Raw genomic sequence first — 26884 nt, forward strand, 5'->3', positions numbered from 1 at the left:
CAGGCAGCGCGAAGGCTGCGTTGGCGCGAAGTCGTGATCCGGAACTGAAGTGGTGGTGCGTAACCGAGGTGGTGTGCGGCGGTCCGCCGAGTACGCGGTGCCGTTCACGTGGTGGCCGGCCGACCCGGGTCCGGGGTCAGTCGGCGGTCCGTTGTCGGTACGGTCTCGGTTCTTCCCTCACACGGGGAATCCGGAGCAGATCCCGGCCCGGATTGCTTCCTCACCCGATCGAGTGAGGAAATTTCACCAACGCCTCTGTGACCTGCGGGGTTCCTCACCATCGCCCGTCAAGGAGTAAGGGGTGCTCAGAACGGCGTCGCGGCCCGCAGGATGAGGAACATGGTGACGGCGGCGTTCGCGGACGACATCGCCGAGACGGCGGTTCCGGCGGCCGCGGCCCAGGCCGCCAGGCCCACCGACGTGAACACCGGGGGCCAGGTGCGCACGCCGGGAGCGGGGCCGCAGCAGGGCGGCCACCCGGCGGGGCACCGGGCCGGGCGCCGCGAGACCGGCGAGGGTGGCGACGGGGGTGCCGCGAGAGACGAGGGCCGCCTTGCCGATCGCGGTCGCCACGGCGCGCCGGTCACCGACCGCCCGTGCGGCCGCCTCGTCCGCCCACCGCTCCGCCGTGTAGGACACGGCCGTGCGCAGGGGGCGCAGGAACGGGTTGGCCAGCGCGGCGAGCCGGACGGCGAGGAGGTAGCGGTGGTGCCGTGCGGCGAGATGAGCGCGTTCGTGGGCGAACAGGGCGCGCCGCTCCCCCGCTTCGGGGCTTCGGGGCTTCGGGGCTTCGGGGCTTCGGGGCTTCGGGGCTTCGGGGCTTCGGGGCTTCGGCGAGCTGTACCGGCACGGCGCCGAGTGGAAGTTCCGCGCGGTCGGACAGGGCTACGCCTCGGGTCTCGCGGGCATCGCCGCGGACTTCGGCGTCAACGTCTGATCCGGCACCCCGGCCGGTGGTACGACGGGTGTCCCCGCCGGGCGCGGCGCGCCCGGCGGGGGTGGGGACGGGGCGGCTCGGGTCAGCCGAAGTCGACGTCGCTGCACAGGAAGTACGTCTGGTCCATGTGCGACGCCTGCCAGATCGTGTAGACGACGTGCCGGCCGCTCAACCCCGAGGTGCCCACCGGGATCTCGTAGTTCTGGCTGGGCGCGTGACTGCCCGTCCGGGCGACCTGCTGAAGGCTGTCCCAGGTCAGGGCCTGGGTGGCGGGGCCGAAGCCCTGCTTGGTGACGTAGGCCAGGAAGTAGTCGGCGCCGTGGCTTGCCTGGTCGTAGAGCTTGACGGTGAAGTCGTCGGCGACGTCCGTGGTCTGCCAGGGGCCCACCGCGTCGAGGGAGTTGTAGCGTCGGCTCTCGGTCCGGCCGCCGCTGCAGAGCTGGCCGTCGGGGACCACGGCCTCGAAGTTGCCCGCCGAGCCGTTGCGGTACAGACCGTTCCAGTTCCACATGGCGTTCGGGTTGTCCTGCCACGCCTGCCGGCACATGGGGTCCTCGTCGGCCGTGGCCGGGTTCTGGAAGTCGTCGCCCCAGCGCTCCCAGCAGCCGTAGTTGCGGGGGGGTCGACGACCGAGCCGTGGGCGACGGCGGTGCCGCTCCAGGGGATCATGGTGAGCAGGGCCGCCGTCAGGGTGCCGAGGACGAGAGTCGTCGCCCGGCGGGCCCTTCGGGCAGGCTCACGATTGATGCGATCATGACACGTCGTGAATGCCCTTCTTTCGCGTGGGGGGACAGCACTGGACTTTCGCAGACGCCGATGGGAGCGCTCCCAAAGCGTCGCAGAACAGGCTGCGCCCGGGTAAAAGAGGTTGGCAACATCCCGAATGAGCCAGTTCTCGCGGCGCGGTGGCGTGTTCGACGCCTCGGCGCATGTCGACCCGACGGGTGGGCGGGGAAGCCACCCCCCGCCCACCGTCGGTCATGCCGCCGCGACAGCCGTCACAGCGCACGTCGCCTGGAACGGACCAGCAGGACACATCCGCCGGCGAAGAGCACGCCTCCGACCGCCGCGGGCCACAGTCCGAGCCCGGAGCCCGTCTCGGCGAGCCCGCCCTGCGCCTGCGCCTGCGGTGCGGACGCCGCACCGGAGCCGCCCCCGTTGCCGCTGTCGCCCGTGTTGCCGGTCTTCTCCGGTGCGGCCCCGGCGCCGCTCACGTCGCTCGGGGCGTCGGCCTGCGTCGTCGCGGCCCTGGGCTCGGCGCTCGCGGAGGCGCCCGCGTCCTGCGCCCCGGTGGCCGGGGGCGCGGTCTCGTCACGGCCGGGCCGCTCGTCGTCCTTGCCGTCGTCCTGGCCCTGGGCGGGAGCCTTGCCGTCGTTCCTCCCGTCGTCCTGGCCCTGGGCGGGGCCCCTGCCCTCGTCCTTCCCGTCGTCCACGGGTGCCGAGGCCGTGGCGGTCTGCTCGGCCGGGGGCTCGGCGGTCTGCCCGTCGTCGTCGCCGCCGGGCTGCTCCTCGCCCTCGCCCGGCTCGGGCCCCGGGGGTGTGTCCCCTCCGCACTCGCGGCCCGAGTTGATGCACTCGACCATCTCGCGCATCAGGTCCTCGTCGAACACGTTGATGAAGTCGCTGTGGTCGGTGACCGGCTTGTGCAGCTGCTCGGGGAAGGAGTCCACGGCGAACAGCGGCACGGTCCTGCCCCCGTCCGCGAGACTCGGCGCGGCCACGTCGTACACGACCCGCTGCACCAGCCGCGGAACGGGCCGGAACCCCTCCGGGCAGCTGCCGTCGTCGGCGGCGAAGGCCATGTGGGTGCGGTGGTTGGCGCTGTCGATGTTGCGCCCGTCCCAGCAGCTCTGGAAGGTGAAGGTGCGCACCACGCCGCTGCCCGTGGGGCAGAGCGGGTACTTGTCCTTCAGCTGCCGGTCTTCGAAGCCGGTGCAGCTCCAGGACGCGTTCGCGTTGGTGTCGCCGTTGACGAACGCCTTGGCGTCGCCGGTGATGATGCGCAGCAGCCGCGGCATCCCGGTGACCTTGCCGCGCTCGTTGCCCTCGAACGTCAGGGTGACCTCCGCGGGCGTGACGATCTCGCCGGCGTTGCCCTCGACGCCGCCGCCGGGTGACTGGGCGTCCTGCTCGACGGTGCCGTTCTGGAGGCGCAGCACGGGCCAGTAGTACGAGGACTTGTCGCCCTGGTCGGCACAGCTGGTGTCGCCTGCGGCCAGGTCCTCGTCGCTCGCGAAGGCGTTGTTGGCCTGGTTGCCGACGTAGTCGTGGAAGTGGTGGGCGCCGTTGCCGACGCCGGGGGCGGCGATCAGGTTGTCCGAGTTGAACAGGCCCTCGGCGTTGACTCCGCAGCTGGTGGCGAAGGAGCCGGTCGAGGCGTTGCGCTGCCGGGGCGCCCGTACGGCGTTGGGCTGCACGGACTTGATGTCGACGTAGTCCGCGGCCACCGGGCCATTGCCCGCCTGCCCGCCGTTGCCGGGCGGCTGCTGTCCGTCGCCGGCCTGCTCCCCCTTGCCGTTCTCCCGACCCTGTTCCTGGCCCTGGCCCTGCCCCGGTTGCTCCCCCCGGCCTCGCTGGTCCGGGCTGCCGCTCCCCGCGGCGGTCGACGCGATCTCGGTGCGGCGCAGGGTGCACTCGGCCAGGGTGTCCAGGCCTTTCGGGCGGTCGCCGGCCTCGTCGACGGCGGCGGCGATGCGCTCGATCGTCGCCGTGCGCTCCCTCTTCAGGGGGTCGAGGATCGCGCCCTCGTCGAGGGTGCCGTCGTCCGCGGTGCGGGCGGCCTCCTGGAGCTGTCGGTAGGCGGCGGCCACCTGCTCGTCGAGGTGGGCGAGTTCGGTGTCGACCTCGGGCCGCGCCTGCTCCGGAACGGCCGTGAGCCGCTCGGTCGGGTCGGGGCAGTCGACGGTGGCCGCGACTCCGGAACTGCCCAGGGGGACGGCGGCGTTGCCGGACTCCGTCGCGGAGGCGAAGACGTTCACGGCCACCAGGCCGCCGCCCCCCAGTATCAGCGCGACCGCTGCGAAGGTCGCGCGCCGCGCCCGGGTCGGGCGTCTGCGCCTGTTGTGTCCCAAGGCGTGCTCCTGTGTCGTGACGGACTCGGGCATGAAATGCCCCCGGCTCCATACGGAACCGGGGGCCGGAGCGTTCAACCGCCCCTGGAATTCTCAGGTTTCCCTCACCTCACGGGCGCAGGACCAGCCGGATCGGGTCGTCCTCCTTCTTCTCCAGCCGGGCGACCGCTTCGGCGGCCTCGGTGAGCGGCAGCACTCCGCTGACGGAACCGGAGAAGTCCAGCCGCCCGCCCTGGATCAGCCGCAGGAGCTGCGGCAGGGCCACCGGCATGTCGGAGCCGTAGTGGCCGAGGACGCGCTGCTGCAGGTAGCTGAAGCGGGTCCCGTCCGTGACGGTGAGCGGCTTGTCGGTCAGGCCCACCAGGACCAGCCGCCCCTTGGGCGCGAGGACGGAGACCGCCTGCTCGCGTACCGGCGGCACGCCCGCGAAGTCGAAGGCGGCGGCGAGCCCCGCGCCTCCGGTGACCGCACGGACCGTCTGCCGCAGCTCGGGGTCGGCGGAGTCCAGGGCGAGGTCGGCGCCCGCGGCCAGGGCGCGTTCTCGGGCGACCGGATTGGGGTCGACGGCGACGACGGGGCAGGCGCCGATCACCCGGAGCAGCTGCACGGCGTGCACACCGAGGCCGCCGACGCCCCACACGCCCACCGCCTCGGCGGGCCGGACCGCGCCGGTCTCGGTGATCGCGCCCCACGGGGTGGACACGGCGTCCGGGATGATCGCGCCCTGCTCGAAGGGGATGGCGTCGGGCAGCGCCGTCATGGCGTCGGCGGCGGACAGGGCGTACTCGGCCCAGCCGCCGTCGTAGTCGACGCCGCGGGTGTAGGTGACGCCGTCGCGCATCTCGCCGGCGTGCAGTACGACCCGCTGTCCGGGCGACCGGGCGGTGACGCCCGCCCCGGTCTCGGCGACGGTGCCGGAGACCTCGTGGCCGAGGGTGACCGTGTCGCCCCGGAGGAGCAGCGGAGTGAGCGTGCCGTCGATGAGGTGCACGTCGGACAGGCAGACGCCGGCGGCCTCGACCTTGACCAGCACCTCCCCCGGGCCGGGCTGCGGACGGGGCACCTCTTCGAGTCGCAGGGTGCGGCTCGGGACGTGCAGACGGGCGGCGAGCATCTGTGCCATGGCGGACCTCCTCGGTGCGGCGGCGACCTGGACGGCCCCCAGCGGTCCATCGCAGGTCGGCTTGCGTTAACCGTACACCCAACGCAGGAGGACTTGCTTTACGCTGGTCCGATGAGCTCACCGGAACCCGTCGCCCCGCCCCTGCGCCGCCGCGGGGAGCGGATGCGGCAGGCGGTGCTGGCCGCCGCGGTGGACCTGCTGTCGAGCCAGGGCCTGGCGGGCGCGACCGTCGGAGCGGTGGCCCGGGCGGCCGGGGTGCACGAGACCTCGGTGTACCGGCGGTGGGGCACGCGCGAGAACCTGATCCTGGACGCGCTGACCACGGAGCTGGACGCCGCACTGCCGGTCCCGGACACCGGGCGGGTCCGGGACGACCTGCTGGCGTTCTTCTCCGCCCTGGCCCGGCTCCTCGCCACCCCGCAGGGCCGGGCGCTGCTGCGACTGAGCGTCGAGCACGACAACACCCTGGAGGACCGGCGCGGCCCCTACTGGAGCGAGCGTCTCGACCGCGCCGTCGTGATGGTCCGGCGGGGCGTCGAACGGGGCGAGCTGGCGGCGGACACCGCTCCCGGGCTGCTGATCGAGGCGGTGAGCGGCCCGCTGTTCATGCGGGTGCTGCTCAGCGGCGCACCGCTGGACGACGTACTCGTACGGGGCCTGGTGGACCTGGCCCTGACCGGCGCCCGTCCGCGGTGAGCGCGCCGGCCGGTGCCGGACCGCGGTGACGTGAAGACCGGGATCGGACCGCGCAGACGTGAAGGCCGGAAGCGGGGGAACCCGGCGGGCCTCAGGGGCGCGGGTGCGCCGAGGACGGAGGAACCATGGACGGCAGCAGGCCGCTCGCCCTGGTCACCGGGGCCTCCAGCGGCATCGGGTACGAACTCGCCGCGCTGTTCGCGGAGCACGGCTACGACCTCGTGGTCAACGCCGAGGACGAACGGCTGGAGCACGCCGCCGGGCGGCTGCGGGAGACCGGCGTGGAGGTACGGGCCGTACGCGCGGACCTCCGGCGACCCGAGGGCGTGGACCACCTGGTCGCCGCCCTGACGGGACTCACGGTGGACGTGGCGGCCCTCAACGCCGGGGTGGGACAGGGCGGCGCCTTCGTCGACACCGGCCTCGCGGACGACCAGTCCGTCATCGACCTCAACGTGTCGTCGACCGTGCGGCTCACCAAGCCGATCCTGCGGGACATGGTGGCGCGCGGGGTGGGGCGGCTCATGTTCACGTCGTCGGTCGCGGCGACGATGCCGGGCTCCTTCCAGTCCGTCTACAACGCGTCGAAGTCGTTCGTGCAGTCTTTCGCGCAGGCGCTGCAGGAGGAGGTGGGGGACACCGGTGTCACGGTCACCTCCTTCATGCCGGGGCCGACGGAGACCGACTTCTTCCGGCGGGCCGGCATGACGGACACCAAGGTCGGCACCATGCCGAAGGACGACCCGGCACAGGTGGCCCGGCAGGCGTTCGACGCCGTCATGAAGGGGCGCGGCAAGCTGGTCACCGGCTCGGCGAAGACCAAGGCGCAGGGAGTGGCCGACAAGGTGCTGCCCGACCGCGTCAAGGCGGCCGTGCACCGCCGGATGGCCGAGCCGGGCACGGCGCAGGACGACGGCCAGGGCCGCTAGTCTTCTGAGTCGAGAACTGTCCACATGTACAGGGTTGCCTGGTGGCACGTACTGGGCGGCCGAAGGCCGAGTTGGTCCTGACGGATGAGGAGCGGGCAGCGCTGGAGGGATGGGTGCGGCGCCGCTCCACTCCGCAGGCGTGGGCTTTGCGGTGCCGGATCATTCCGGCCTGCGCGAGTGGCGCGTCGAACAAGGGCGTGGCCGCCCAACTCGGTGCGACACCGCATGCGGTGGGCCGCCGGCCGAAGCGGTTCGTCGAGCACCGGATCGCCTGACTGGGTGACGGGCCGCGCCCGGGCGGCTCGAGGACGGTCACCGACGGGCAGGTGTCGCCCGAAGGGCCCCTTGTCGGCGGCTCGTTCCCGGTGGAACGATGCCCGGGCACCGGCTCACCGCACCGAAGGGAACGTCGTGACCGACGACCGCGAACGCCCACGGGCCGCCGCCGCGTTCGACGCGCTGGGCGCCGAGTACGAGAAGGCGTTCGCCGGGTCGAAGACGCACCGCCGCTCACTGGAGTGGCTGCTGGCGCGGCTCGCGCCGGGCAGCCGGGTGCTGGACGTGGGCAGCGGCACGGGCCGTCCCACCGCCGAGACCCTCGCGAACGCCGGGCACGCGGTGCTGGGCATCGACATCTCCCCCGTCATGGTGGAGCTGGCCGCGCGGCAGGTGCCGGGCGCCACCTTCCAGTGCGCCGACGTCCGTGACGTACCGCTCGCGGACGCCTCGTTCGACGCCGTCTGCGTGTACTTCTCGCTGCTTCAGCTGGACCGGCGCGAGCAGACGGATCTCGTACGGCGGCTGGCTCGGCTGCTGAAACCGGAGGGCTATCTGGTCCTGGCCACCGTGCCGCTGGACGTGGACGGCGTAGACGCCACCTTCATGGGCCAGCCGGTGCGCGTCACCAGCTTCCCCGCGCAGGAGCTCGTCGTCCTGATCGAGGAGGCGGGCCTGGAGGTGCTGGCGCAGGAGGCGTCGATGTTCACCCCGGCCCACCCGGACGCCCGGCCGGAGCCACACCTCTTCCTGCACTGCCGGCGCCCGGGGCAGCCCTGGATGGGGTAACTGCGCACGCGCGGAACGGGGTCCGCGGTCAGGGCGGCGCGGAGCCGTACGCACCGGTCGGCGTGCCCCTGGTCGACCTGCTGGACCGGGTGCCGGCGACCGGCGTGGTGGTCAGCGGCGATCTGGTCCTGGCCGTCGCGGACGTGCCGCTGGTGCGGATCTCCCTGCACGCGCTGCTGTCGTCGGTGAACGAGCGGGTGCCCGCCCCCTGGCCGGACAGCGGGCCCCTGTGACCGCGCCCCGGGCCCACGCCGCCGGTACCGCCCACGCCCTGGATCCGGACCCCGAGCGGGTTACGAACGACCTGGCCGCGCTGGTCCTCACCGTGGTGGAAGTGCTGCGCCAGCTCATGGAACGCCAGGCCGTGCGCCGCTTCGACGAGGGGACGCTGAGCGCGGAGCAGGAGGACCGGCTCGGCACGGCGCTGATGCTGCTCGACGAGCGCATGGACGACCTGTGCGCCCAGCACGGCCTGAGCCGTTCCGACCTGAACCTCGACCTCGGCCCGCTGGGCCCCCTCCTGGCCGACCCGGATCCCCAGGGGTGGTGAAAGACCCGGGCACCCGGCGCGAGCGATCGTTATGATGACGCGGAATCGCTCAAACGAACATTCCCGGGTGGGGAGGCCTGATGCGGGAGCCGGTCGATCTCAGGCGCCAGCGGATACTGGCGTCGGTCCAGGCACGCGGTACCGCGCGGGTGCGCGACCTCGCCGCCGAGTTGCAGGTCTCGGTGGTCACCGTGCGCCGCGACGTGGAGGAGCTGACGCGGGAGGGACGGCTGAGCCGCGGCCACGGGGTCGTGCGGTCGACGATGCCCGACCGGGAGACGGCCGCCCCCGACCCGGCCCCGGCGGGCGGGGACCGGGTGGCCGTGGTGGTTCCCGTACGGCACTCGTACCTGACCGAGACCCTGCACGGGGCGCGCACGGTCCTGGAGCGGGCCGGCGTGCGCATGGCCCTGCACCTCGCGCCGCAGGCGTCCGGCGCGGAGCGCCCGCTGGTGGAACGGGCCCTGTCGGACGGCGCGGACGGGTTGCTGATCGCCCCGCGCTGGCGCGGCCGGGCCCACGAGGAGGCCGACCACGAGTGGCTGGCCGGGATCGGGGTCCCGACGGTGCTGATGGAGCGCCGCCCCTGGCGCGGCAGCGCGCTGCACGCCCTGGACTCGGTCTGCTCGGACCACTGGTACGGCGCGCACCTGGCGGTGGAGCACCTGGTGGGGCTCGGTCACCGGCGCGTCGTCTTCGCCACCCGGCACGACAGCCCCACCGCCCGCTCGCTGCGGGCGGCCTTCACCGGGATCGCCGGGGCGCATCCGCTGGTGGAGCGGTGGGCATGGGCGCTGGTCGCGCCGGAGGCCGGGGCCGACGGGCCGTATGCGGCGGACGAGACGGCGGAGCTGCCGGCGCTGATGCGCAAGGTGGGAGCGACCGCGATGGTGCTGCACGGCGACGTGGACGCGCTGATGGTCGTCCAGCGGCTCGCGGCGGAGGGGGTCCGGGTGCCGGAGGACTGCTCGGTGGTCGCGTACGACGATGTGGTGGCCGGCCTTGCCTCGCCTCCGCTGACGGCCGTGTCGCCGCCGAAGGCGGAGGTCGGTCATGCGGCGGCGGAACTGCTGCTCCGGCGACTGTCCGAGGCGGCTCCCGGCAGCCGGCAGCCGGGCCGGCGGATCGAGCTGCTGCCGCGGCTGATGGTGCGGGGGTCGACGGCCCGGCCGGCCGAACCCCTTGGCGAATGAGCGTTTGAGCGTTTCATTTTCTTCTGATCGATCTATTGACCGTTTAGGTCGGGGCGTTCAGGATTCCGGTGTCTCGAAGAGTCGCGTCCGCCCCCGCGCGGACCCGCAGGAGCCGCGGAGGCGCCATGCCCGGACGACCCAGCCGTCGCTCCGTGCTCGCCGCGATGACCGCCCTCCCCCTGACAGGAGCCGTGAGCGCCTGCAGCGGGGGGAACGGCGCATCGTCGGCCCGCACGGGCAGCACCACCCGCATCACCTTCTGGTCCGCCCTGCGCGGCAGCCAGGAAGTGGTCGACGCGTTCAACCGGACCCACCGGAACGTCCAGGTGGAGTTCCAGCAGATCCCCTCCGGCGGGCAGGGCGGCTACGCCAAGCTCAGCAACGCCGCCCGGGCGGGCAACGCGCCCGACGTCGCCACCCTCGAGTATCCGCAGGTACCGGGGTTCGCCATCGACGGCGTCGCCCGCGACATCACCGACCTGGTCAGTGACGGTCTGCGCCGCAAGCTGCTGCCGCAGGCGCTCGGCCTGACCACCTTCGAACGCCGGGTGTTCGCCGTGCCACTGGACGTCGAACCCATGGTGATGCACTACCGCGCCGACCTGTTCGACCACTACGGCCTCCGAGTCGCCCGGACCTGGGACGAGTTCGCCGAGCAGGCCGCGACCGTGCGGCGCAAGGCCGCCGACCGCCGGCTGGTGCTCTTCCCGACCGACGGGATGACGCAGTTCGCCTGCTACGCCTGGCAGGCGGGCGCCCAGTGGTTCGGCACCTCGAAGGGCGCGTGGAACGTCTCGCTCGCCGACGCGCCCTCCCGGCGGGTCGCGGAGTACTGGCAGGGGCTGATCGACCGGGACGACGTCTTCATGAACGCCGTGGAGAGCAGACAGTCCGACGCGCAGATCGGCAACGGACTGGTCCTCACCCGGCTCACCGGCGCCTGGGACGCCGGTGCCCAGATGAACGCGCGTCCCGGGCAGAAGGGCCAGTGGCGGATCGCTCCCATGCCCCAGTGGGACACCGCCGCCGCCTCGACCGGTACGCACGGCGGCTCGACCTTCGCGGTCACCGAGGACAGCAGGCACCCCGAGGCCGCGATGGAGTTCATCGAGTGGCAGGTCTCCCACCCCGACGCCCTGCGCGCCCGGCTCTCCAGCGGCACCAGCAGCCAGTACCCGGCCGCGCCCGGCCTGGTCGCGGTGGGCCGCGACGCCTTCGACCGCTCGTACTACGGCGGCCAGGACATCTACAGCCTGTTCGAGCAGGAGGCCGAGAAGATCGGCGACCAGTGGCTGTGGGGCCCCCGGATGAGCGCCACCCAGAAGGTCATGCAGGACTCCTTCGCCCGGGTCGGCGGTGGGCAGGGCAGCCTCGTCGAGTCGTTGCGCACCGCGCAGAAGGGCACCATGCCCGACCTCAGGGCCCTCGGCCTGTCCACCACCCAGCACAGCACCTGAGCCGACGAAAGGCAGGTGACACCCCCATGACCACGACCACCCACGCACGGGTGCCGGCCGGCGCCGCCCGCGCCGCCTCCCCGGCACCCTCGGACTCGGGCCTGCGGGCCCGCAGAGCGGCCAAGCGCCGTCAACTGACCGCCGCCGGCGTCCTCATGACGCCGTTCTTCGCCCTGCTGGTCACCGTCTTCCTGATTCCCGTCGGCACCGCCGTCCACCTCAGCTTCTTCAGCGACGACCAGCCCGGCCTCGGCTTCGGTCCCGAGCGCACGGTCTTCGTCGGTCTGCGCTCCTACGCGGCCGTCCTCACCGACCCGACCTTCCTCGGCGGGCTGGGCACGGTCGCCCTGTACTGCCTCATCTACATCCCGCTGATGGTCGTCGGCGCACTCGCCCTCGCCCTGCTGCTCGACTCCGGCGTGGTCCGGCTGCGCGCCTTCGCCCAGCTCGGCCTCTTCCTGCCGCACGCGGTGCCCGGCATCATCGCGGCACTGATCTGGCTGTACCTGTACACGCCCGGCATCAGCCCGGTCATCGAGCTGTTCGCGAAGGGCGACATCACGATCGACTTCCTGGGCGTGCACACGGTGATCCCGTCCATCGTGAACATCGCCCTGTGGAGCAATCTCGGCTACAACATGGTGGTCTTCTACGCCGCCCTCCAGGCCGTGCCGCGCGAGGTGATCGAGGCGTCCGTCGTCGACGGCGCGGGGCCGGTGCGCACGGCGCTCCAGGTCAAGACGCCGCTGGTGCGGGCCTCCATCGTGATGGTCTCGATCTTCACCCTGATCTGGGCGCTCCAGCTGTTCACCGAGCCGATGCTGCTCAGCCAGTCCTCCCCGATGATCAACTCGCGGTTCTCGCCCAGCATGTACATCTACGACGCGGCCTTCACCCGCAACAACTACAGCCTAGCGGCGGCCGCCTCGGTGGTCCTGCTGGTGTGCACCATCGCCCTGTCCTACGGCGTCACCCGCTTCACCAGCCGCGCCGACTCCGCGGAGGACCGATGAGCGCCGCCGGCAGTCCCCTGCTCCGACCGAAGCTGCTGGGCCGCGCCACCGTCAACGTGGTCGTCGCCGTCTCCGTCCTCTACACGCTGCTGCCGGTGCTGTGGCTGGTGCTGGCCTCGGCCAAGAACCGCGACGCGCTCTTCAGCAGCGACCTGCTCTCCCTGAGCGACTTCTCCTTCCTGCAGAACATGAAGGACCTGTTCGCCATGGACGGCGGGCTGTACGGCCGCTGGTACGTCAACAGCCTGCTGTACGCGGTCCTCGGCGCGGCCGTCGGCGCGCTGGTGAGCGTGGCCTGCGGCTACGCCTTCGACAAGTACCGCTTCCGGCACAAGGAGAAGCTGTTCGGCCTGGTCCTCGCGGCGGTGATGGTGCCGCAGACGGTGCTCGCGCTGCCGCTGTACCTGATGGCCTCCGAGGCCGGCCTGGTCAACACCTTCTGGGCGGTCTTCATCCCGGTGCTGTTCAATCCGTTCGGTGTCTACCTCGGCCGGATCTTCGCGCGGGGCTATGTGCCCGACGAGGTGCTGGAGGCGGCGCGCGTGGACGGGGCCGGCGAGCTGACCACGTACGCCCGGGTGGCGCTCAGGATGCTCGGGCCGGGTCTGATCACCGTCTTCCTCTTCCAGCTGACCGCGATCTGGAACAACTTCTTCCTGCCCATGGTGATGCTGTCCGACCAGGACCTGTATCCCGTCAGTCTCGGCCTGTACCAGTGGAACAGCTCGGCGTCCGTGTCGCCCGAGTACTACCCCGTGGTCATCATGGGCTCGCTGCTCGCCGTGCTGCCGCTCATCCTCGCCTTCGTGCTGCTCCAGCGATTCTGGCGCAGCGGCCTGACCGCCGGAGCCGTCAAGTGACCGTGCACGACCCCGGGCCCGGCCACCGGCCCCGTGCCGCCGTGGCCATGTCCCCGGACGCCGCCTCGGCCGTCCTCGACCCCCAGTCCCTCGCCGCCTTCCGCCGGGTCTGCGACCTCGCGCCGTTCCCGGTGCTCGACGACCTGACCACGGCACGGGCGAGATCCGTACTGGCGGACGTGGAGCTGCTGATCACCGGGTGGGGCTGTCCGCCACTGGACGAGGAGGTGCTGCGGTCGGCGCCCCGGCTGCGGGCCGTGGTGCACACGGCGGGCAGCGTCCGCGGGCACGTCACGCAGGCGTGCTGGGAGCGGGGCGTCGAGGTCTCCTCGGCCGCCGCGGCCAACGCGCTGCCGGTGGCCGAGTACACGCTCGGCATGATCCTGCTCACCGGCAAGCGGGTGCTGGAGCGGGCCCGCGACTTCCGGGTCTCCCGCACCCGCGGCAACTGGCTGCGCACCCCGCGCGGCGTCGGCAACTACCGGCGCACGGTCGGCATCCTGTCGGCCTCGCTGATCGGGCGCAGGGTCGTCGAGCTGCTGCGGCCGCACGACATCGATGTCCTGCTGCACGACCCGTACGTGAGCGACGCGGAGGCCGCCGAGCTGGGCGTCGAGAACGTGGGTCTGCCCGAGCTGTTCGCGCGGTGCGACACCATCAGTGTGCACACGCCGCTGCTGCCTCAGACCCGGCACCTGGTCGGCCGTTCGCTGATCGACGCGATGCCGTCCGACGCGGTGCTGATCAACACCTCCCGGGGGGCGGTGATCGACCAGGAAGCGCTCACCGAGGCCGTACTCGCGGGCCGCGTCCGGGCCGTCCTCGACGTCACCGACCCCGAGGTGCTCGCGCCGGACCACCCGCTGTGGGACTGCGAGCGCGCCCTGATCACCCCGCACCTCGCCGGCTCCGAGGGCAACGAATGGCGCCGTCTCGCCGACCTCGCCCTCGCCGAGACCACCCGCTGGGCCTCCGGTTCCGGCTTCCTCCATCCCGTACGACGCGAAAGGCTGGCGTTCCTGGCATGAGCATCCCGTTCGAACTGCCCACCGAGGACCGTGCGTCGAGCCCGTACACCGGTTGCACCCGCGCCCACTGGGAGGCCGTCGCGGACGGGCTGCTGTGGGCCGCGTGGCGCTGGAGCACCCCGGGCCGCGCCCTGCTCGACCTGCCGGGACGGCCCTCGCGCTCGGGGGTGCGCTCCGACGGTCTGGAGGGCTTCGCGCGGACCTTCCTCGCGGCGGGCTTCCGCGTCGCCGGCGCGGACGGCGCGGACCCGCACGGCTGGCTGGACCGCTACGCGGAGGGTCTCGCCTCGGGCACCCGCACCCCCGGCCGCGACGACACCGAGTCGTGGCCGCTGATCCTCGACCACGACGTGCAGGGCCAGCCCATGGTCGAGTCGGCGTCGGTGGCACTCGGGCTGCGGCTGACCGCGCCGTGGCTGTGGAAGCACCTCGACTCCGGCGTCCAGGACCGGGTGGAGGAGTGGCTGCGCGGTGCGCTGCGGCACGTGCCGGCACCGAACAACTGGTACCTGTTCCCGTACATGGTCGCCGGATTCCTGGAGTCGGTCGGCCGCGGCGACGCGGAGACGGCCGCGGCCCGGCACCGGGCGCTGGAACTGTTGGAGGGCTGGTACCGGGGCGAGGGCTGGTACGCCGACGGGGACGGGCGCGCCTTCGACCACTACAACGGCTGGGCGCTGCACCTCTACCCGGTGCTCGACGCCCACCTCGGCGGCGACACCGGCGCCCTCGCCCGTTACGGCGAGCGGCTGCGCGCCCATCTCGACGGCTTCGCCCTGATGTTCGGGGCCGACGGCGCTCCGCTGCACTTCGGCCGCTCCCTCACCTACCGCTTCGCCGCGTCGTCGGCCGTGGCCCTGGGCGCGCTGACCGGGCACACCCCGCTGACGCCGGGCGCCTCGCGGCGGCTGGTGAGCGGCAACCTGCGGTACTTCGTGGACCGCGGGGCGCTGACGGACGAGGGGCTGCTGAGCCTGGGCTGGTACGGCCCGCACGATGCGACCCTGCAGGAGTACTCCGGTCCGGCCTCCCCGTACTGGGCGTCGAAGGCGTTCGTGTCGCTGCTCGCCCCGGCGGACCACCCGCTGTGGACGGCGACGGAGGAGCCCGCCCCGGTCGAGGAGGCCGACCGGGTCCTGGCCCTGCGCGCGCCGGGGCTGCTGGTGCAGGCGACCCGCGGCGACGGGATCGTACGGCTGCACAACCACGGCAGCGACCATGTGCGTCCGCACGAGGGCGAGTCGGCGGCCGAGGACGACCCGCACTACGGTCGGCAGGCCTATTCGACCCGGACGGGTCCCACGGCCCGCGAGAACGTGGCGGACAACCACCTGTCGGTCGAGGTGAACGGCAGGTCCAGTGTGCGGCGCCGGGTCCATCCGCTGGGGGCGGGAGACGGCGACGGCTGGGGTTGGGCGGCGTCCTGGCACCGGCCCGTCTTCGTGGCCGGGCCGCCGATGGTGCCGGGGCTGCGGGTGGAGAGCGTGACGGTGGCCCGGGGGCCGTACGAACTGCGGGTGCACCGGGTGGTCGGGGCGCCGGCCGGGGCGCGGGTCACGCACACCGGGTGGGCCACCGGCCCCGAGGAGCCCCTGGCCTCCGCGCTGCACGGACTCTACGGCTGGGAGCCGGAGGCGGAGACGGTGCGCGCCCCGCAGGGCACCGCGTTCGTGCCGTGGGCGGAGCTGCCCCGGCTGTCCGGCGCGGCGGGCGGCACCTCCCTGCACGTCAGCCTGGCGGCGCTGAGCGGCGAACCGGTGAACGTCCCGGTGGCCGACGCGGTCGCGCAGGTGGTGCCCGGCGAGGACGGCGTGGAGGTCGTCTGGGCGGCCGACGGCGCCCGCACCCGGGTCTCGTTCGGGCCGGTGGGGGTGACGCACACGGAGGGCTAGGGGGTGTCGTTTGGATCGGGCCGGCTCCAGGCAAGGGTGCCGTGTGGTCGACCCGAGCGGGGGCGATGGGGGCCCCTCCCGCGCGAGCGAAGCCGAGCGTGGGGGAGCGTGCAACTGCAAGGGCGGAGGAGGGCGGCAAGGCGGAGCGTCGACAACCGACGACAACGCCGCTGGGGGCACCTCTCACGCCCTTCAGGCAGTGGGGGAGCGCGTGCCGGACCCCGCGACCCCGGCAAGAACCGAACGACGCCCCCTGGGCCTGTCCGGCGATTCGAGGGCTCCGACCCGTGTCCGCGGTCGGAGCCCTCCCGCATCCCCCACCCTCGTGCACCCTCCCCCGTGCGCCCTCCCCCGGTGGCGCGCCACGGTCGGGGCGGTGAGGCTGGAGCGGCACCCGTGAGAAGGAGCCGTCTCCATGCGCAAGTCGTCGTGCACCATGATCGCGGCCGTGGCCCTGTGGCTCCTGTGCGCCGCCGGAGCGGGGGCCGCGGAGCTCGGCGCCCCGGGCCTCTTGCGGCAGGTGACGGCGACCGAGTGCATCGAGGGCGGCGGAGTGATCATCATCTCGGCGGACGGGGACGGGACGGGGTCCTTCACGACGCTCTGCCGGGGCGGCATCCACGACGGACAGACCGTCACCTGAGCCCACCGCCTCCGTTCCTCGCGCCCATGCCTTGAGTCCCGAACGCTGGGTACGCGGTCACGGCCCACCACGGCAGTCGGTACCCGAACACGACCGGGCGCGTGCAGCGGCCCGCCCAGAAACGGAGAAAGGCCGATGAGCGAGGCCAACCCCCTCAAGCGAGCAGCCCGCAAGGTGACCGAGGGCCTGCACGGCGAGGCCGGCGGGCCGCCGGACGGGATTCCCGGCAGGCCCGGTCCCCAGTCGCCTCCCGTCGCCGAACCCACCGAGCCCTGCGAGCCGCTGCCCCCGAAGCCGGACCAGACGGGCCCGGACACCGTTTCGCCGACCGGACAGCCCACGGGCGCGGACCAGGCGCGGGTGGCACAGTCCGGCAGCTACCTGACGGACGCCCAGGGGACGCGCCTGTACGACACGGACCACTCGCTGAAGGCCGGGCCGCGCGGCCCCGTGCTGCTGCAGGACCACCATCTGCGCGAGAAGGTCATGCACTTCGACCACGAGCGCATCCCGGAGCGCGTGGTCCACGCCCGGGGCGCGGGTGCGCACGGAGTGTTCCAGAGCTACGGCACGGCGGCCTCGGTGACCAAGGCCGGGTTCCTGGCCGCCGACGTGGAGACGCCGGTGTTCACGCGCTTCTCCACGGTGGTCGGCTCGCGCGGGTCGTCGGACACCGTGCGGGACACCCGCGGGTTCGCGACGAAGTTCTACACCAGCGAGGGCGTCTTCGACCTGGTCGGCAACAACATCCCGGTCTTCTTCATCCAGGACGCCATCAAGTTCCCGGACGTCATCCACGCGGCGAAGCCGCACCCGGACCGGGAGATTCCGCAGGCACAGAGCGCCCACGACACCTTCTGGGACTTCGTCTCGCTGCACACCGAGGCGACGAACCACACCATCTTCTTCATGGGCGACCGGGGCATCCCCCGCTCCTACCGGATGATGGAGGGCTTCGGCGTCCACACCTTCCGGCTGGTGAACGCCGAGGGCGCCACGACGCTGGTGAAGTTCCACTGGAAGCCCAAGCTGGGCGTGCACTCACTGGTCTGGGACGAGGCGCAGATCATCAACGGTGTCGACCCCGACTTCCACCGCCGGGACCTCGCGGACGCCATCGAGGCGGGCGCGTATCCGCAGTGGGAGCTGGGCATCCAGACCTTCCCGGACAACCCGGAGCAGACCTTCGAGGGCATCGACCTGCTGGACCCGACCAACTTCGTGCCCGAGGAGCTGGCGCCGGTGCAGCCGGTCGGTCTGCTGACCCTGAACCGCAACCCGTCCAACTTCTTCGCCGAGACCGAGCAGGTCGCCTTCCACGTCGGGCACCTGGTGCCGGGCATCGACGTCACCGACGACCCGCTGCTCGCGGGGCGGCTGTTCTCGTACCTGGACACCCAGATCACGCGTCTGGGCGGTCCCAACTTCCCGCAGCTGCCGATCAACCGGCCGCAGGCACCGGTCAACGACATGCTGCGCGACGGCATGCACCAGAGCGCCGTGCACCGGGGCGTGGCGCCCTACCGGCCCAACTCCCTCGACGGCGGCTGCCCGTTCACCGCGGGAGCGGACACGAACGCGTTCGTCGAGGCTCCGGTGCGGGTGCCGGAGGGGAGGAAGGTCCGCGAGGCCCCCGAGTCGTTCGCGGACCACTTCAGCCAGCCGCGCCGGTTCTGGCTGAGCATGAGCCCGGTGGAGCGCGAGCACATCATCGGCGCCTACACCTTCGAGCTGGGCAAGTGCTACGAGCAGGCGATCCGGGAGCGGACGCTGCAGGTCCTGGCCAACATCGACCCCGAGCTGTGCGCGGGTGTCGCCGAAGGGCTCGGACTGCCCGCCCCGGAGCCGACCGTGCCGCCGGCCGACGTCGAGCCCAGTCCGGCGCTGTCCCAGGTCGGCGGGACCTGGCCACTGGACGGCAGGGTCGTCGGCATCGTGACCGGCGGGGCGGACCTGGAGGGCGTGGCGGCCGTACGGGAGGCGGTGCTGAACGCCGGGATGGTGCCGCTGGTCGTGGCGCCGACCGGCGGCACCCTCGGCTCCGGCGACGCCGCGCTGACCGTGCAGCGCAGCTATGTCACCGCACGGTCGGTCGAGTTCGACGCCGTACTGGTCGCGGGGACGCCCGACATGGGCGGCGACGCCTACACCCCGCGGGACTACAAGGCGGGTCCGGCGCCCGCGGGTCCCGGGACGGTCGACCCGCGGGTGAGCCTGCTGCTGTCGGAGGCGTTCCGCCACGGCAAGGCGATCGGGGTCTGGGCCGGCGGGACACCGGCGCTGGAGGCTTCCGGTGTGCCCACCGACGCACCGGGTGTGATCGTCGCCGACTCCGGCACGGCCGCGCTGGAACAGGTCACGGAGCTGATGGGCTCGCACCGGGTGTGGGAACGCTTCACCACGCCGCGGGGCTGATCCGCCGGGCCGTGGGGCCGGGCACCGGCGTCGGTGCCCGGCCCCCTGGTGTGTTCAGCACAGGACGCGCAGTGCGCCGGGCAGCACCCTGGCCGTGACCGGGACGACGGCCTCGACCTCTCCGTCGGCGCCGTAGGGTATCGCCCGGCTCGCCTCGATGCGGACCTCCCGGCCGCGCAGGACGTGCACTTGGGGCCGGTGGACGTGGGCGCCCGTCGCCAGTTCGTTCATCAGGGCGAAGAAAAGCCGCCGCGGCGCCTGGTGGATCATCACCACGTCGAGCAGGCCGTCGTCCACGCGGGCCGAGGGGGCGACGAGGCGGTTGAAGCCGTAGTAGCCGGAGTTGGCGGCGACCACGGTGTAGCCGGTGAAGGCGTGCTCCTCGCCGTCGACCGTGACGCGGTAGCGCGTCGCGCGCCAGCCCGCCACGGCCCGGACCGCGCCCGCGTAGTAGGAGGCGGCACCGCGCAGCAGGCGTGTGGTGTTGGCGTGCCGGTTGGCCACCGCGTCGACACCGGCGTACACGCTGCCGAGGACGACGGTGCGGTCGTGGACGGCGGAGGTGACCTCGACGGTGTCGACGGGCCGCGGGTCGCCGTGCAGCAGCACCTCGGCCAGCCGGGTCGGCTCGGTCGGCAGCTTCAGGGCGCGGGCGAAGTCGTTGCCGCGCCCGGCCGGGACCAGGCCGAGCACACCGCCGGTGCCGCTGAGGGCGCCGCCGATCCCGCCCGCCATGCCGTCGCCGCCGACGGCGAGCACCACCCGCCCCGACGCTCCGGCCCGCCGGGCGAGTTCGCGGGCGTGGGCGAGGCTGTGGCTGTACTCGGTCTCCAGCTCCGCCCCGGCCTCCCGCAGCAGCCGGGCCACCCCGAGCAGCGCGGCGGCCGAGGTGGCGCCGCCCGCGGTGGGGTTGACGACGGCGGTGAACTGTCGCATCGGTGTGCCTCCGGGCCGACGGGTGGTGCCGGACTGTTGTCTCACGGGGTCGGGGTGCTCGGTCGGGCGGGGTCAGTCCGCGGGCAGCAGGACGCCCGGACTGAGCAGTCCGGCGGGGTCCAGGCTCCGCTTGACCGCGCGCAGCGCCTCGACGCCGAGGGGGCCCGCCTCCCGGACGTACCAGTCGCGGTGGTCGGTGCCGACCGCGTGGTGGTGGGTGATGGTGCCGCCGGCGGCGAGGATCGCCTCGTTCGCTGCGTGTTTGGCCCGGGTCCAGTGGGACACGGCGTCCTCGCCCTGGGCGGAGACGACCGTGAAGTAGAGGGAGGCGCCGTTCTCGTAGACGTGCGAGATGTGGCACATGACCAGGGGCGGGGTGCCGGCCTCGGTGAGGGTGCCGGTGAGCGCCTCGCGGACGGCGGCGTAGAGGGCGGGGAGGCGGGACCAGTAGGCCGCCGTCTCCAGGGTCTCCGCGAGCGCGCCGGCGTCGAGCAGCGAGTCGCGCAGGTACGGCGCCGAGTAGCGGCCGTGGGCCCAGCACTCCCCCGGTTCGTCGCCGGCGAAGGTGCCGCCGCTCTCGCGCAGGACGTCGGCGGCGTCCTCGCGGCGGTGGGCGGTGTCCTCCTCGGTGCCCTCGAAGCCGACGACCGCGAGGCAGCCGGCGTCCTGCTGCTCCAGTGAGGCTCCGACGGCGTCGGGCTGGGCGAGGCCGATCAGGGTCTCGGTCTCGTCGGACAGCCGCAGCACCGTGGGCCGGGGGCCGTCCTGGGAGAGCCGGCGCAGGGCCGCGGCCCCCTCGTCGAAGGAGGCGAAGCGCCAGCCCTCGTAGCGGCGGACCTTGGGCACGGGCCGCACCCGCACGGTGACGGCGGTGATGACGCCGAAGGCGCCCTCCGAGCCCAGGACGAGCTGGCGCAGGTCGGGTCCGGCGGCCGAGCGCGGAGCGCGGCCCGTGTCGAGGGTGCCCGAAGGGGTGGCGAGGGTGAGGCCGAGGACCATCTCGTCGAAGCGGCCGTAGCCGGCGGAGGCCTGTCCGCTGGAGCGGGTCGCGGCGAAGCCGCCGACGGTGGCCCACTCGTAGGACTGGGGGAAGTGGCCGAGGGTGTATCCGTGCTCGGCGAGCAGCGCCTCGGCCTCGGGGGCGCGCAGGCCCGGCTGGAGGGTGGCGGTGCGGGAGACCTCGTCGAGGTCGAGCAGGCGGTTCATGCGGCGCAGGTCGAGGGCGACGAACGAACCGCCGTGCCCGGGGGCGAGGCCACCGACGACGGAGGTGCCGCCGCCGAACGGGACGAGGGCCAGCCCGTGTTCCGCGCAGGCGGCCAGTACGGCGAGGACCTCGTCGTGGCCGTCCGGCAGGACGACGGCGGCCGGGGTGTCGGCGGTGTCGCCGGCCCGCATCCGCAGCAGGTCGGCGGTGGACTTCCCGCGGGTGTGCCGGATGCGGCTCTCCGCATCGGTGCGCACGTCGTCCGCGCGGCCGCCGACGGCCGTTTCCAGCGCACGACGGGCACCCTCGCCCAGCGGCGAGACGGGTACGGCGATCTCCGCCAGCGGGAGCGCGGGGGCCTCTCGGGGGGTGACGCCGAGCAGCTCGCGCAGCAGTCCGGTCACCGTGTCGGGCAGCGGCGTCGCCCTGGCCGGGTCGCCCCAGCCGTTCCACAGCATGTCCATTGCCTGTCGTCCTCACGGTCGTTTCGGGGGATGCCGTCCGCACCGCCCCACCGGGCGTTACACTGTGACACATGACGCCCAACCGTCACAACCATGCGAGCAGGCAGACCCCCGCGGACAACGACACGGTGCTGGACGCCGTGCGCGACTGCGTGATGGCCGTCGGGGTGCGCCGTACGACGATGACTGACGTCGCCCGCCGCGCCGGCGTCTCCCGGATGACGCTGTACCGGCGCTGGCCGGACGTGCGGTCACTGGTCGGCGACCTGATGACCCGGGAGTGGATCGCGGTGGCCACAGGCGCGATCCCCGGGCCCGGTCAGCACACCGGCACCCGCTCGCGCATCGTCGACGGTCTGGTGGCCGGGGTGGAGGCGTTCCGCGCCCACCCCCTCTTCCGCAAGATCGTCGACGTCGACCCCGAACTGCTCCTGCCCTACGTCCTCGACCGGCGCGGGGCCAGCCAGGAGGCGCTCCTGGAACTGCTGGCCGACGCGCTGGAGGAGGGCCACGCCGACGGATCGGTGCGCCCGGTGCACACCGGGCGGCAGGCACGGTCGGTGCTGCTGGTCGTCCAGTCCTTCGCCCTGTCGCTGCGGACGATGACCGACGAGGACGACGCCGAGCTGGCCCCGGCGGCCCTCCTCGCGGAGCTGCGCACCGTCCTGGAGAGGACCCTCACGCCATGAGCACCGCCGACCGCCCTGCCGCCGGGGCCTCCCTGTCCGCCGCACGGCGCTCGCGCGAGCTGGCCGACACCGTCGGCGGCCCCGTCGTGGACGTCCTCGTCGTCGGGCTCGGCGCGACCGGCGCGGGCGCGGCCCTGGACGCCGCCGCACGGGGCCTGAGCGTCGCCGCCGTGGACGCCCACGACCTGGCCTTCGGCACCTCCCGCTGGAGCTCCAAGCTCATCCACGGCGGCCTGCGCTACCTCGCCTCCGCCCAGCTGGACGTCGCCCACGAGAGCGCGGTGGAACGCGGGGTGCTGATGGAGCGCACAGCGCCCCACCTGGTGCGCGCCCAGCCCTTCGTACTGCCGCTCACCCCGCTCGTCTCCCGCGGCCAGGCCGCCCTGGCGTGGGCGGGGTTCCGGGCCGGCGACACCCTGCGGCTCGCGGCGCGCACCGCCCGGGCCACGCTGCCCGCGCCGCGGCGCCTGTCCGCCGTGGAGACCCGCCACCTCGCCCCGGCGCTGCGCTCCGACCGGCTGCGCGGCGGACTGCTCTCCTGGGACGGCCGGCTCACCGACGACGCCCGGCTGGTGACGGCGCTGGCCCGGACCGCCGCGGCCCGCGGGGCACGGATCCTGACCCGGGTCAGGGCCCTGGAGCTGACCGGATCAGGCGCCCGCGTGCGCGACGAGCTGACCGGCGAGGAGGGGGTGATACGGGCCCGCGCGGTGGTCAACGCCTCGGGGGTGTGGGCCGGCGGCCTCGTGGACGGCATCCGGATTCGCCCCTCCCGCGGCACCCACCTGGTCCTGCGCTCCGAGCACCTCGGCACGCTCCCGGCGGGCCTTCACGTGCCGATCCCCGGCGAGACCAACCGCTTCGTCCTCGTGCTGCCCCAGGACGACGGCCGCGTCTACGTCGGTCTCACCGACGAGCCCGTGGACGGGGCGGTGCCCGACGTGCCCGACGTGCCCGAGACCGACGTCGGCTTCCTGCTCGACGTGCTCGGCTCGGTGCTGGAGGTGCCGGTCCACCGCGAGGACGTGGTCGGCGCCTTCGCGGGGCTGCGCCCGCTGCTCGACACCACGTCGTCGGACCGGCCCGGCGCCGGGCCCCGCACGGCGGACGTCTCCCGCCGGCACGCCGTGCTCACCTCGTCCGAGGGCGTGATCACCGTGGTCGGCGGCAAGCTCACCACCTACCGGCGGATGGCCGAGGACGCCGTGGACGCCGCCGTCGCCGCCCGGGGCCTCGCCGCCGGACCGTCCCCCACCGCCGCGCTGCCCCTGGTCGGCGCCGCCGCCCCGCACGCCCTGGCCCGGGTCCGGGCGCCGCGCCGCCTGGTGCGGCACTACGGCACCGAGGCGCCGGCGGTGCAGGCCCTCGCCGCCCGCGATCCCCGCCTCGCCGGGCGTGTGCTGCCGGGCCACCCCGTCACCGGGGCGGAACTGCTGTGGGCGCTGCGTCACGAGGGCGCCCTCGACGCGGCCGACCTGCTCGACCGGCGCACGCGCATCGGTGTGGTCCCCGAGGACCGCGCGGCGGCCCTGGACACCGCGCGCGACCTCGCCGGCGAGACGGGCGGCATCGGGGGCATCGGCGAGGTCACGGGCGACCGGGGCTGAGACCGGCCGCGGCTCCCGGTCCGTACGCGTCCGCCCGGCCCGACGGGCTGGGGCGTCGGGCCGGGCGGGTCGGCCGAGCGGGGTCGGCCGGCGCGGCAGGCGACCGGAGGGGCGGGCGCCTGCCCGGTCAGGTGCCGCCATCGTCCTCCTGGACGGCCTTGCGGAGCCTTGCCTCGATCTTGTGCCGGGACTGGCCTCCCTCCTTGACGAACTCCGTCATCGCGGTCCGCGCGTCCCGGTCCAGGTCGCGCCAGGCCCGTACGGCCGTCTCGTAGGTGTGGGACTGCCGCGGGGTCCACTGATGCTGCGTGGGTGACCCGTACGAGTCGCGCAGTTCCTCGACCCGGTGCTGTGCCAGGTCCGCCGCGCGGCGCTTGTGCACGAGCTCCTCGAATGTGTGTGCCACCACACCTCGACGGTAGTCAGTGGAGCGCCTGCGCGCGCGTCGAGCCCGTGGCGGCGGGATCTGCGGTGCGGGCCGATGCACTCCGGTCCGACCAAGTGGGCCACGCCGACGGCGAAGAGCCTTAACATCAAGCCACCGACGACGGCCGGGCGCGTCCGGCACAGACGAGAGCTGGGGGCAGCGTGGCGGAGATCGAGGGAGCGGCAGTACCGGAGCGGCTGCTGATCACCCGTACCACCACGGGCGACGGCGTCAGTCTCGTGATCCTCTCCGGGGAGGTCGATCTCGACGGCAGCGGTCAGCTGGGCGATGTCCTGCTGGCCTCGGTGGAGTCCGCGCCCGGCACGGTGGTGGACTTCGGCGAGGTGGGGTTTCTGGACTCCAGCGGCATCAACGTCCTGATCTGCGCACACCGGGCCGCCGAGTCCCGTGGCGTCTGGTTCCGGCTCGCCGCACCGCGCGATGCCGTCGAACGCGTGCTGCGGCTGGTGGGCGTCGACGCGCTCATCCCCTGCTACCCGAGTGTGGAGCAGGCCTTGACCGCCTGACCGCGTCAGGTCAGCGGCAGGTGCGCGTACACCGTTTTCCCCGTCGCGTGCGGCTTGGTGATGACCGCGTCGCACAGCCGCGTCACGATCTCCAGCCCGTGCCGGCCGACCCGGACGGGGTCGCGGGGCAGGAAGGTGGGGAACGCGTCCCCCGTGTCCGACACCGCGATCTCCACACCGTCGCCGACCAGGGTCAGCTCCAGCCGGCAGGGGCCGGGCGCGTGCCGCAGCGCGTTCGTCACCAGCTCGCTGACGACCAGCCGGGCGGCGTCCAGGAAGCTGTCCGCCGGCTGCACGCCCCGCTCGGCGAGACGTGCGGCGAATCCGCGCACGACGTCCCTGGCAGCGGGGATCATCGCGGATCCGCCCCTGAACTCCACCGCCGCGGACACGACGGAGCCGTCCGCGGTGTCGGGTCCGTGCGCCGGGGTCATACCGAGCCTCACCGTCCGGTCCGAAGCCGAGTGGGGAGCGAAGGCCCCGACTCTCACGATACGCACCGGCGCGCCTCCCACGGTCCCTTCGCCCCAACTTCCGCCGGACGCGCCGCTTTCCGAGCGGAACGCCCCGGCATCGCGGGACCGGCACCGCGCCCGTCCCGGTCGGCGCGGGACGGGGGCGGTGCCGGAGACGGAAGCGGTCGAACGGCCGGCCGGATCAGGAGGCGGTGCAGGTGCCGACCGTGGGCGCGGCGTCGGTGCCGTTCTTCGCCGCGGTGAACCCGAAGCTGGTCGAGGCACCGGCCGCCAGGGTGCCGTTCCAACTCGGCCGCACCGTCATGACGCTGCCGCTCCAGGTGGGTGTGCCGTTCCAGAGGGAGGAGACGGACTGCTGCGCCGGCAGGGTGAGCGTCACGGACCAGGTGCTGACCGGCTCGTTGCCCGCGGTGATGGTGACCTGGCCGTTGTAGCCGCTGTTCCAGTCCGCGGTCCTGGTGTACGTGGCCGTGCAGCTCGCGGTGCCGTCGCCCGGGTCACCGGGGTCTCCGGGGTCGCCCGAGCCGCCGAGGGCGGACAGGACGGCGTCGTAGGCCGGCTTCTCCTGGTAGGTGCCGTCGAACAGCAGCGGGGTGCCGCTGCTGCGCCACGAGTACTTGTCGGTGACGCCCCAGACGGTCATGCCGGTACAGCGGTCCACCGCGAGGCAGGCCTCGACGACCTTCGTGTAGTCGGCGGCCTGGGCCGAGCCGGAGCCCTCGATGTCCAGCTCCGTGATCTGCACGTCCACGCCGAGGTCGGCGAAGCGCTGGAGGTTTTGCCGGTAGTCGGACGGGACCGGGGAGTTGCTGTTGAAGTGGGACTGGAAACCGACGCAGTCGATGGGCACGCCGCGGGACTTGAAGTCCTTGACCATGTTGTAGACGGCGTTGCTCTTCGCGTTGACGCCGTCGGTGTTGTAGTCGTTGTAGCAGAGCTCGGCGGCCGGGTCGGCGGCGCGGGCGGTGCGGAACGCCTCCTCGATGAAGCCGTCGCCCAGCTTGTCCTGGAAGGGCGAGCTGCGCCGGGCGCCGCTGCCGCCGTCCTGGAACGCCTCGTTGACCACGTCCCAGCTGTGGATCTCTCCCTTGTAGTGCCCCATCAGGCCGTTGATGTGGTCCTTCATCGCCGTGCGCAGGTCGGAGGCGCCCAGTGAGCCCACCCAGGAGGGCAGTTGGGAGTGCCAGACCAGGGTGTGGCCGCGTACGTCCATGCCCCGGCTCTGCGCGTGGTCCACGATCCGTTCGGGGGAGGTGAAGGTGAAGGTGCCGCGGCTGGGCTCGGTGGCGTCCCACTTCATCTCGTTCTCGGGGGTCACCGAGCTGAACTCGCGGTCCAGCGTGGCGGTGTAGTCGGCCTCGCCGAGGTGGCTCGCCGCGACGGCGGTGCCGAAGTAGCGGCCCTGTCCGGCGGCCGCGGACCCGAGCGTGTCGGCGGCTTCGGCGGAGTGGGCCGCGGCCGTCAGCGCGGCGGCGGCCACGAGACCGGCGGTGGCCGCTCTCGACAGGCGTCTCAACGTCATGCCCATTTCATCCCGTTCCTTGAATCGGTGCGCGAAGGCCGTTCGGAAGGGCGGAAGCCGCCGAACCTCGCCGCAAAGGTCGAAAGTTTCGGTCTGATTTCCGAATGTCGCGGAGGAGATTACGGACTCCCCTGCGCCGGGTCAACGCCCCGTGACG

General features: G+C 73.3%; 24 protein-coding genes and 3 pseudogenes. 18 read left to right on the forward strand and 9 right to left on the reverse strand.

Annotation, left to right across the window (positions count from 1 at the left end; all coding sequences use genetic code 11):
* Positions 1 to 305: 305 nt before the first annotated feature.
* Positions 306 to 759 (reverse strand): annotated as a pseudogene (locus AB0P07_RS25470) (M48 family metalloprotease); the annotation flags it as partial.
* Positions 760 to 829: 70 nt separating this feature from the next.
* Here AB0P07_RS25470 and AB0P07_RS25475 point away from each other — a divergent pair.
* Positions 830 to 937 (forward strand): annotated as a pseudogene (locus AB0P07_RS25475) (TerD family protein); the annotation flags it as partial.
* 82 nt (positions 938 to 1019) lie between these two features.
* Here the strand turns inward: AB0P07_RS25475 and AB0P07_RS25480 are convergent.
* The 3 genes and pseudogenes from AB0P07_RS25480 to AB0P07_RS25490 all read right to left on the reverse strand — a co-directional run bounded on the left by AB0P07_RS25480 (position 1020) and on the right by AB0P07_RS25490 (position 5131).
* A pseudogene (locus tag AB0P07_RS25480) lies at positions 1020 to 1606 on the reverse strand (lytic polysaccharide monooxygenase auxiliary activity family 9 protein).
* Between the two features lie 329 nt (positions 1607 to 1935).
* Positions 1936 to 4041 (reverse strand): DUF1996 domain-containing protein, encoded by a 2106-nt coding sequence (locus AB0P07_RS25485; protein ID WP_365554422.1) that lies wholly within the window; start codon positions 4039 to 4041, stop codon positions 1936 to 1938.
* 76 nt (positions 4042 to 4117) lie between these two features.
* A complete protein-coding gene (locus tag AB0P07_RS25490) occupies positions 4118 to 5131 on the reverse strand; it encodes a zinc-binding dehydrogenase (protein WP_365554425.1) in 1014 nt (337 codons plus the stop codon).
* Positions 5132 to 5242: 111 nt separating this feature from the next.
* Between AB0P07_RS25490 and AB0P07_RS25495 the strand changes: the two genes are divergently transcribed.
* The 14 genes from AB0P07_RS25495 (at position 5243) to catB (ending at position 18872) form a co-directional block, all read left to right on the forward strand.
* Positions 5243 to 5827 carry a TetR/AcrR family transcriptional regulator gene (locus AB0P07_RS25495; RefSeq protein ID WP_365554428.1) on the forward strand — a complete coding sequence of 195 codons (585 nt, stop codon included), beginning with the start codon at positions 5243 to 5245 and terminating at the stop codon, positions 5825 to 5827.
* Positions 5828 to 5952: 125 nt separating this feature from the next.
* Complete coding sequence (locus tag AB0P07_RS25500; protein ID WP_365554431.1) at positions 5953 to 6756, forward strand: SDR family NAD(P)-dependent oxidoreductase; 804 nt, start codon at positions 5953 to 5955, stop codon at positions 6754 to 6756.
* A 41-nt stretch (positions 6757 to 6797) separates the two neighbouring features.
* Positions 6798 to 7031 carry a hypothetical protein gene (locus AB0P07_RS25505; protein WP_365554434.1) on the forward strand — a complete coding sequence of 78 codons (234 nt, stop codon included), beginning with the start codon at positions 6798 to 6800 and terminating at the stop codon, positions 7029 to 7031.
* A 136-nt stretch (positions 7032 to 7167) separates the two neighbouring features.
* Positions 7168 to 7821 carry a class I SAM-dependent methyltransferase gene (locus AB0P07_RS25510; protein ID WP_365554437.1) on the forward strand — a complete coding sequence of 218 codons (654 nt, stop codon included), beginning with the start codon at positions 7168 to 7170 and terminating at the stop codon, positions 7819 to 7821.
* 62 nt (positions 7822 to 7883) lie between these two features.
* A complete protein-coding gene (locus tag AB0P07_RS25515) occupies positions 7884 to 8054 on the forward strand; it encodes a gas vesicle protein (RefSeq protein WP_365554440.1) in 171 nt (56 codons plus the stop codon).
* Positions 8051 to 8371 (forward strand): gas vesicle protein K, encoded by a 321-nt coding sequence (locus AB0P07_RS25520; RefSeq protein ID WP_365554443.1) that lies wholly within the window; start codon positions 8051 to 8053, stop codon positions 8369 to 8371. Before AB0P07_RS25515 ends, AB0P07_RS25520 begins: the two co-directional genes overlap by 4 nt.
* Before the next feature lie 80 nt (positions 8372 to 8451).
* On the forward strand, positions 8452 to 9564 hold the full coding sequence (locus AB0P07_RS25525; RefSeq protein WP_365554446.1) for a substrate-binding domain-containing protein: 1113 nt from the start codon (positions 8452 to 8454) through the stop codon (positions 9562 to 9564).
* 125 nt (positions 9565 to 9689) lie between these two features.
* Positions 9690 to 11021 (forward strand): sugar ABC transporter substrate-binding protein, encoded by a 1332-nt coding sequence (locus AB0P07_RS25530; RefSeq protein ID WP_365554449.1) that lies wholly within the window; start codon positions 9690 to 9692, stop codon positions 11019 to 11021.
* A 26-nt stretch (positions 11022 to 11047) separates the two neighbouring features.
* Complete coding sequence (locus tag AB0P07_RS25535; protein ID WP_365554452.1) at positions 11048 to 12034, forward strand: sugar ABC transporter permease; 987 nt, start codon at positions 11048 to 11050, stop codon at positions 12032 to 12034.
* A complete protein-coding gene (locus AB0P07_RS25540; RefSeq protein ID WP_365554455.1) occupies positions 12031 to 12894 on the forward strand; it encodes a carbohydrate ABC transporter permease in 864 nt (287 codons plus the stop codon). Before AB0P07_RS25535 ends, AB0P07_RS25540 begins: the two co-directional genes overlap by 4 nt.
* Positions 12891 to 13922 carry a hydroxyacid dehydrogenase gene (locus AB0P07_RS25545; protein WP_365554458.1) on the forward strand — a complete coding sequence of 344 codons (1032 nt, stop codon included), beginning with the start codon at positions 12891 to 12893 and terminating at the stop codon, positions 13920 to 13922. The genes AB0P07_RS25540 and AB0P07_RS25545 overlap by 4 nt, the downstream gene beginning before the upstream one ends.
* Entirely contained in the window at positions 13919 to 15814 is a 1896-nt protein-coding gene (locus AB0P07_RS25550) for a DUF2264 domain-containing protein (protein ID WP_365554461.1), read from the forward strand. The genes AB0P07_RS25545 and AB0P07_RS25550 overlap by 4 nt, the downstream gene beginning before the upstream one ends.
* Positions 15815 to 16229: 415 nt before the next feature.
* Entirely contained in the window at positions 16230 to 16457 is a 228-nt protein-coding gene (locus AB0P07_RS25555) for a hypothetical protein (protein WP_365554464.1), read from the forward strand.
* A gap of 135 nt (positions 16458 to 16592) precedes the next feature.
* Positions 16593 to 18872: a catalase CatB gene (gene catB / locus AB0P07_RS25560; RefSeq protein ID WP_365554466.1), complete on the forward strand. Its 2280-nt coding sequence runs from the start codon at positions 16593 to 16595 to the stop codon at positions 18870 to 18872.
* 54 nt (positions 18873 to 18926) lie between these two features.
* On the opposite strand, the gene AB0P07_RS25565 is transcribed toward catB, so the two are convergent.
* The gene (locus tag AB0P07_RS25565; protein WP_365554469.1) at positions 18927 to 19808 is read right to left on the reverse strand and encodes a YegS/Rv2252/BmrU family lipid kinase; all 882 of its coding nucleotides are present in this window, start codon (positions 19806 to 19808) and stop codon (positions 18927 to 18929) included.
* 72 nt (positions 19809 to 19880) lie between these two features.
* Complete coding sequence (locus AB0P07_RS25570) at positions 19881 to 21479, reverse strand: FAD-binding oxidoreductase (protein ID WP_365554471.1); 1599 nt, start codon at positions 21477 to 21479, stop codon at positions 19881 to 19883.
* 71 nt (positions 21480 to 21550) lie between these two features.
* On the opposite strand from AB0P07_RS25570, the gene AB0P07_RS25575 reads away from it, so the two are divergent.
* Together AB0P07_RS25575 and AB0P07_RS25580 are read left to right on the forward strand one after the other, a co-directional pair.
* Positions 21551 to 22168, forward strand: a complete 618-nt coding sequence (locus AB0P07_RS25575; protein WP_365554474.1) for a helix-turn-helix domain-containing protein — start codon at positions 21551 to 21553, stop codon at positions 22166 to 22168.
* The gene (locus AB0P07_RS25580; protein WP_365554477.1) at positions 22165 to 23775 is read left to right on the forward strand and encodes a glycerol-3-phosphate dehydrogenase/oxidase; all 1611 of its coding nucleotides are present in this window, start codon (positions 22165 to 22167) and stop codon (positions 23773 to 23775) included. The genes AB0P07_RS25575 and AB0P07_RS25580 overlap by 4 nt, the downstream gene beginning before the upstream one ends.
* 127 nt (positions 23776 to 23902) lie before the next feature.
* On the opposite strand, the gene AB0P07_RS25585 is transcribed toward AB0P07_RS25580, so the two are convergent.
* A complete protein-coding gene (locus tag AB0P07_RS25585) occupies positions 23903 to 24181 on the reverse strand; it encodes a hypothetical protein (RefSeq protein ID WP_365554590.1) in 279 nt (92 codons plus the stop codon).
* Between the two features lie 182 nt (positions 24182 to 24363).
* On the opposite strand from AB0P07_RS25585, the gene AB0P07_RS25590 reads away from it, so the two are divergent.
* Positions 24364 to 24729 (forward strand): STAS domain-containing protein, encoded by a 366-nt coding sequence (locus AB0P07_RS25590; RefSeq protein WP_365554480.1) that lies wholly within the window; start codon positions 24364 to 24366, stop codon positions 24727 to 24729.
* 5 nt (positions 24730 to 24734) lie between these two features.
* Here the strand turns inward: AB0P07_RS25590 and AB0P07_RS25595 are convergent, their stop codons facing one another.
* Together AB0P07_RS25595 and AB0P07_RS25600 are read right to left on the reverse strand one after the other, a co-directional pair.
* Positions 24735 to 25163, reverse strand: a complete 429-nt coding sequence (locus tag AB0P07_RS25595) for an ATP-binding protein (RefSeq protein WP_365554482.1) — start codon at positions 25161 to 25163, stop codon at positions 24735 to 24737.
* Between the two features lie 223 nt (positions 25164 to 25386).
* Positions 25387 to 26733 carry an endo-1,4-beta-xylanase gene (locus AB0P07_RS25600; RefSeq protein ID WP_365554485.1) on the reverse strand — a complete coding sequence of 449 codons (1347 nt, stop codon included), beginning with the start codon at positions 26731 to 26733 and terminating at the stop codon, positions 25387 to 25389.
* Positions 26734 to 26884 lie beyond the last annotated feature (151 nt).

It is taken from the genome of Streptomyces sp. NPDC085944 (assembly GCF_040686295.1).
Classification (GTDB): Bacteria; Actinomycetota; Actinomycetes; order Streptomycetales; family Streptomycetaceae; genus Streptomyces; species Streptomyces salinarius.

Bases quoted from the DNA above. Each gene is read 5' to 3' on its own strand.
- AB0P07_RS25485 (WP_365554422.1), bottom strand. From the start codon at position 4,041: ATGCCCGAGTCCGTCACGACACAGGAGCACGCCTTGGGACACAACAGG.
- AB0P07_RS25490 (WP_365554425.1), bottom strand. From the start codon at position 5,131: ATGGCACAGATGCTCGCCGCCCGTCTGCACGTCCCGAGCCGCACCCTG.
- AB0P07_RS25495 (WP_365554428.1), top strand. From the start codon at position 5,243: ATGAGCTCACCGGAACCCGTCGCCCCGCCCCTGCGCCGCCGCGGGGAG.
- AB0P07_RS25500 (WP_365554431.1), top strand. From the start codon at position 5,953: ATGGACGGCAGCAGGCCGCTCGCCCTGGTCACCGGGGCCTCCAGCGGC.
- AB0P07_RS25525 (WP_365554446.1), top strand. From the start codon at position 8,452: ATGCGGGAGCCGGTCGATCTCAGGCGCCAGCGGATACTGGCGTCGGTC.
- AB0P07_RS25530 (WP_365554449.1), top strand. From the start codon at position 9,690: ATGCCCGGACGACCCAGCCGTCGCTCCGTGCTCGCCGCGATGACCGCC.
- AB0P07_RS25535 (WP_365554452.1), top strand. From the start codon at position 11,048: ATGACCACGACCACCCACGCACGGGTGCCGGCCGGCGCCGCCCGCGCC.
- AB0P07_RS25540 (WP_365554455.1), top strand. From the start codon at position 12,031: ATGAGCGCCGCCGGCAGTCCCCTGCTCCGACCGAAGCTGCTGGGCCGC.
- AB0P07_RS25550 (WP_365554461.1), top strand. From the start codon at position 13,919: ATGAGCATCCCGTTCGAACTGCCCACCGAGGACCGTGCGTCGAGCCCG.
- AB0P07_RS25555 (WP_365554464.1), top strand. From the start codon at position 16,230: ATGCGCAAGTCGTCGTGCACCATGATCGCGGCCGTGGCCCTGTGGCTC.
- catB (WP_365554466.1), top strand. From the start codon at position 16,593: ATGAGCGAGGCCAACCCCCTCAAGCGAGCAGCCCGCAAGGTGACCGAG.
- AB0P07_RS25565 (WP_365554469.1), bottom strand. From the start codon at position 19,808: ATGCGACAGTTCACCGCCGTCGTCAACCCCACCGCGGGCGGCGCCACC.
- AB0P07_RS25570 (WP_365554471.1), bottom strand. From the start codon at position 21,479: ATGGACATGCTGTGGAACGGCTGGGGCGACCCGGCCAGGGCGACGCCG.
- AB0P07_RS25575 (WP_365554474.1), top strand. From the start codon at position 21,551: ATGACGCCCAACCGTCACAACCATGCGAGCAGGCAGACCCCCGCGGAC.
- AB0P07_RS25580 (WP_365554477.1), top strand. From the start codon at position 22,165: ATGAGCACCGCCGACCGCCCTGCCGCCGGGGCCTCCCTGTCCGCCGCA.
- AB0P07_RS25595 (WP_365554482.1), bottom strand. From the start codon at position 25,163: ATGACCCCGGCGCACGGACCCGACACCGCGGACGGCTCCGTCGTGTCC.
- AB0P07_RS25600 (WP_365554485.1), bottom strand. From the start codon at position 26,733: ATGGGCATGACGTTGAGACGCCTGTCGAGAGCGGCCACCGCCGGTCTC.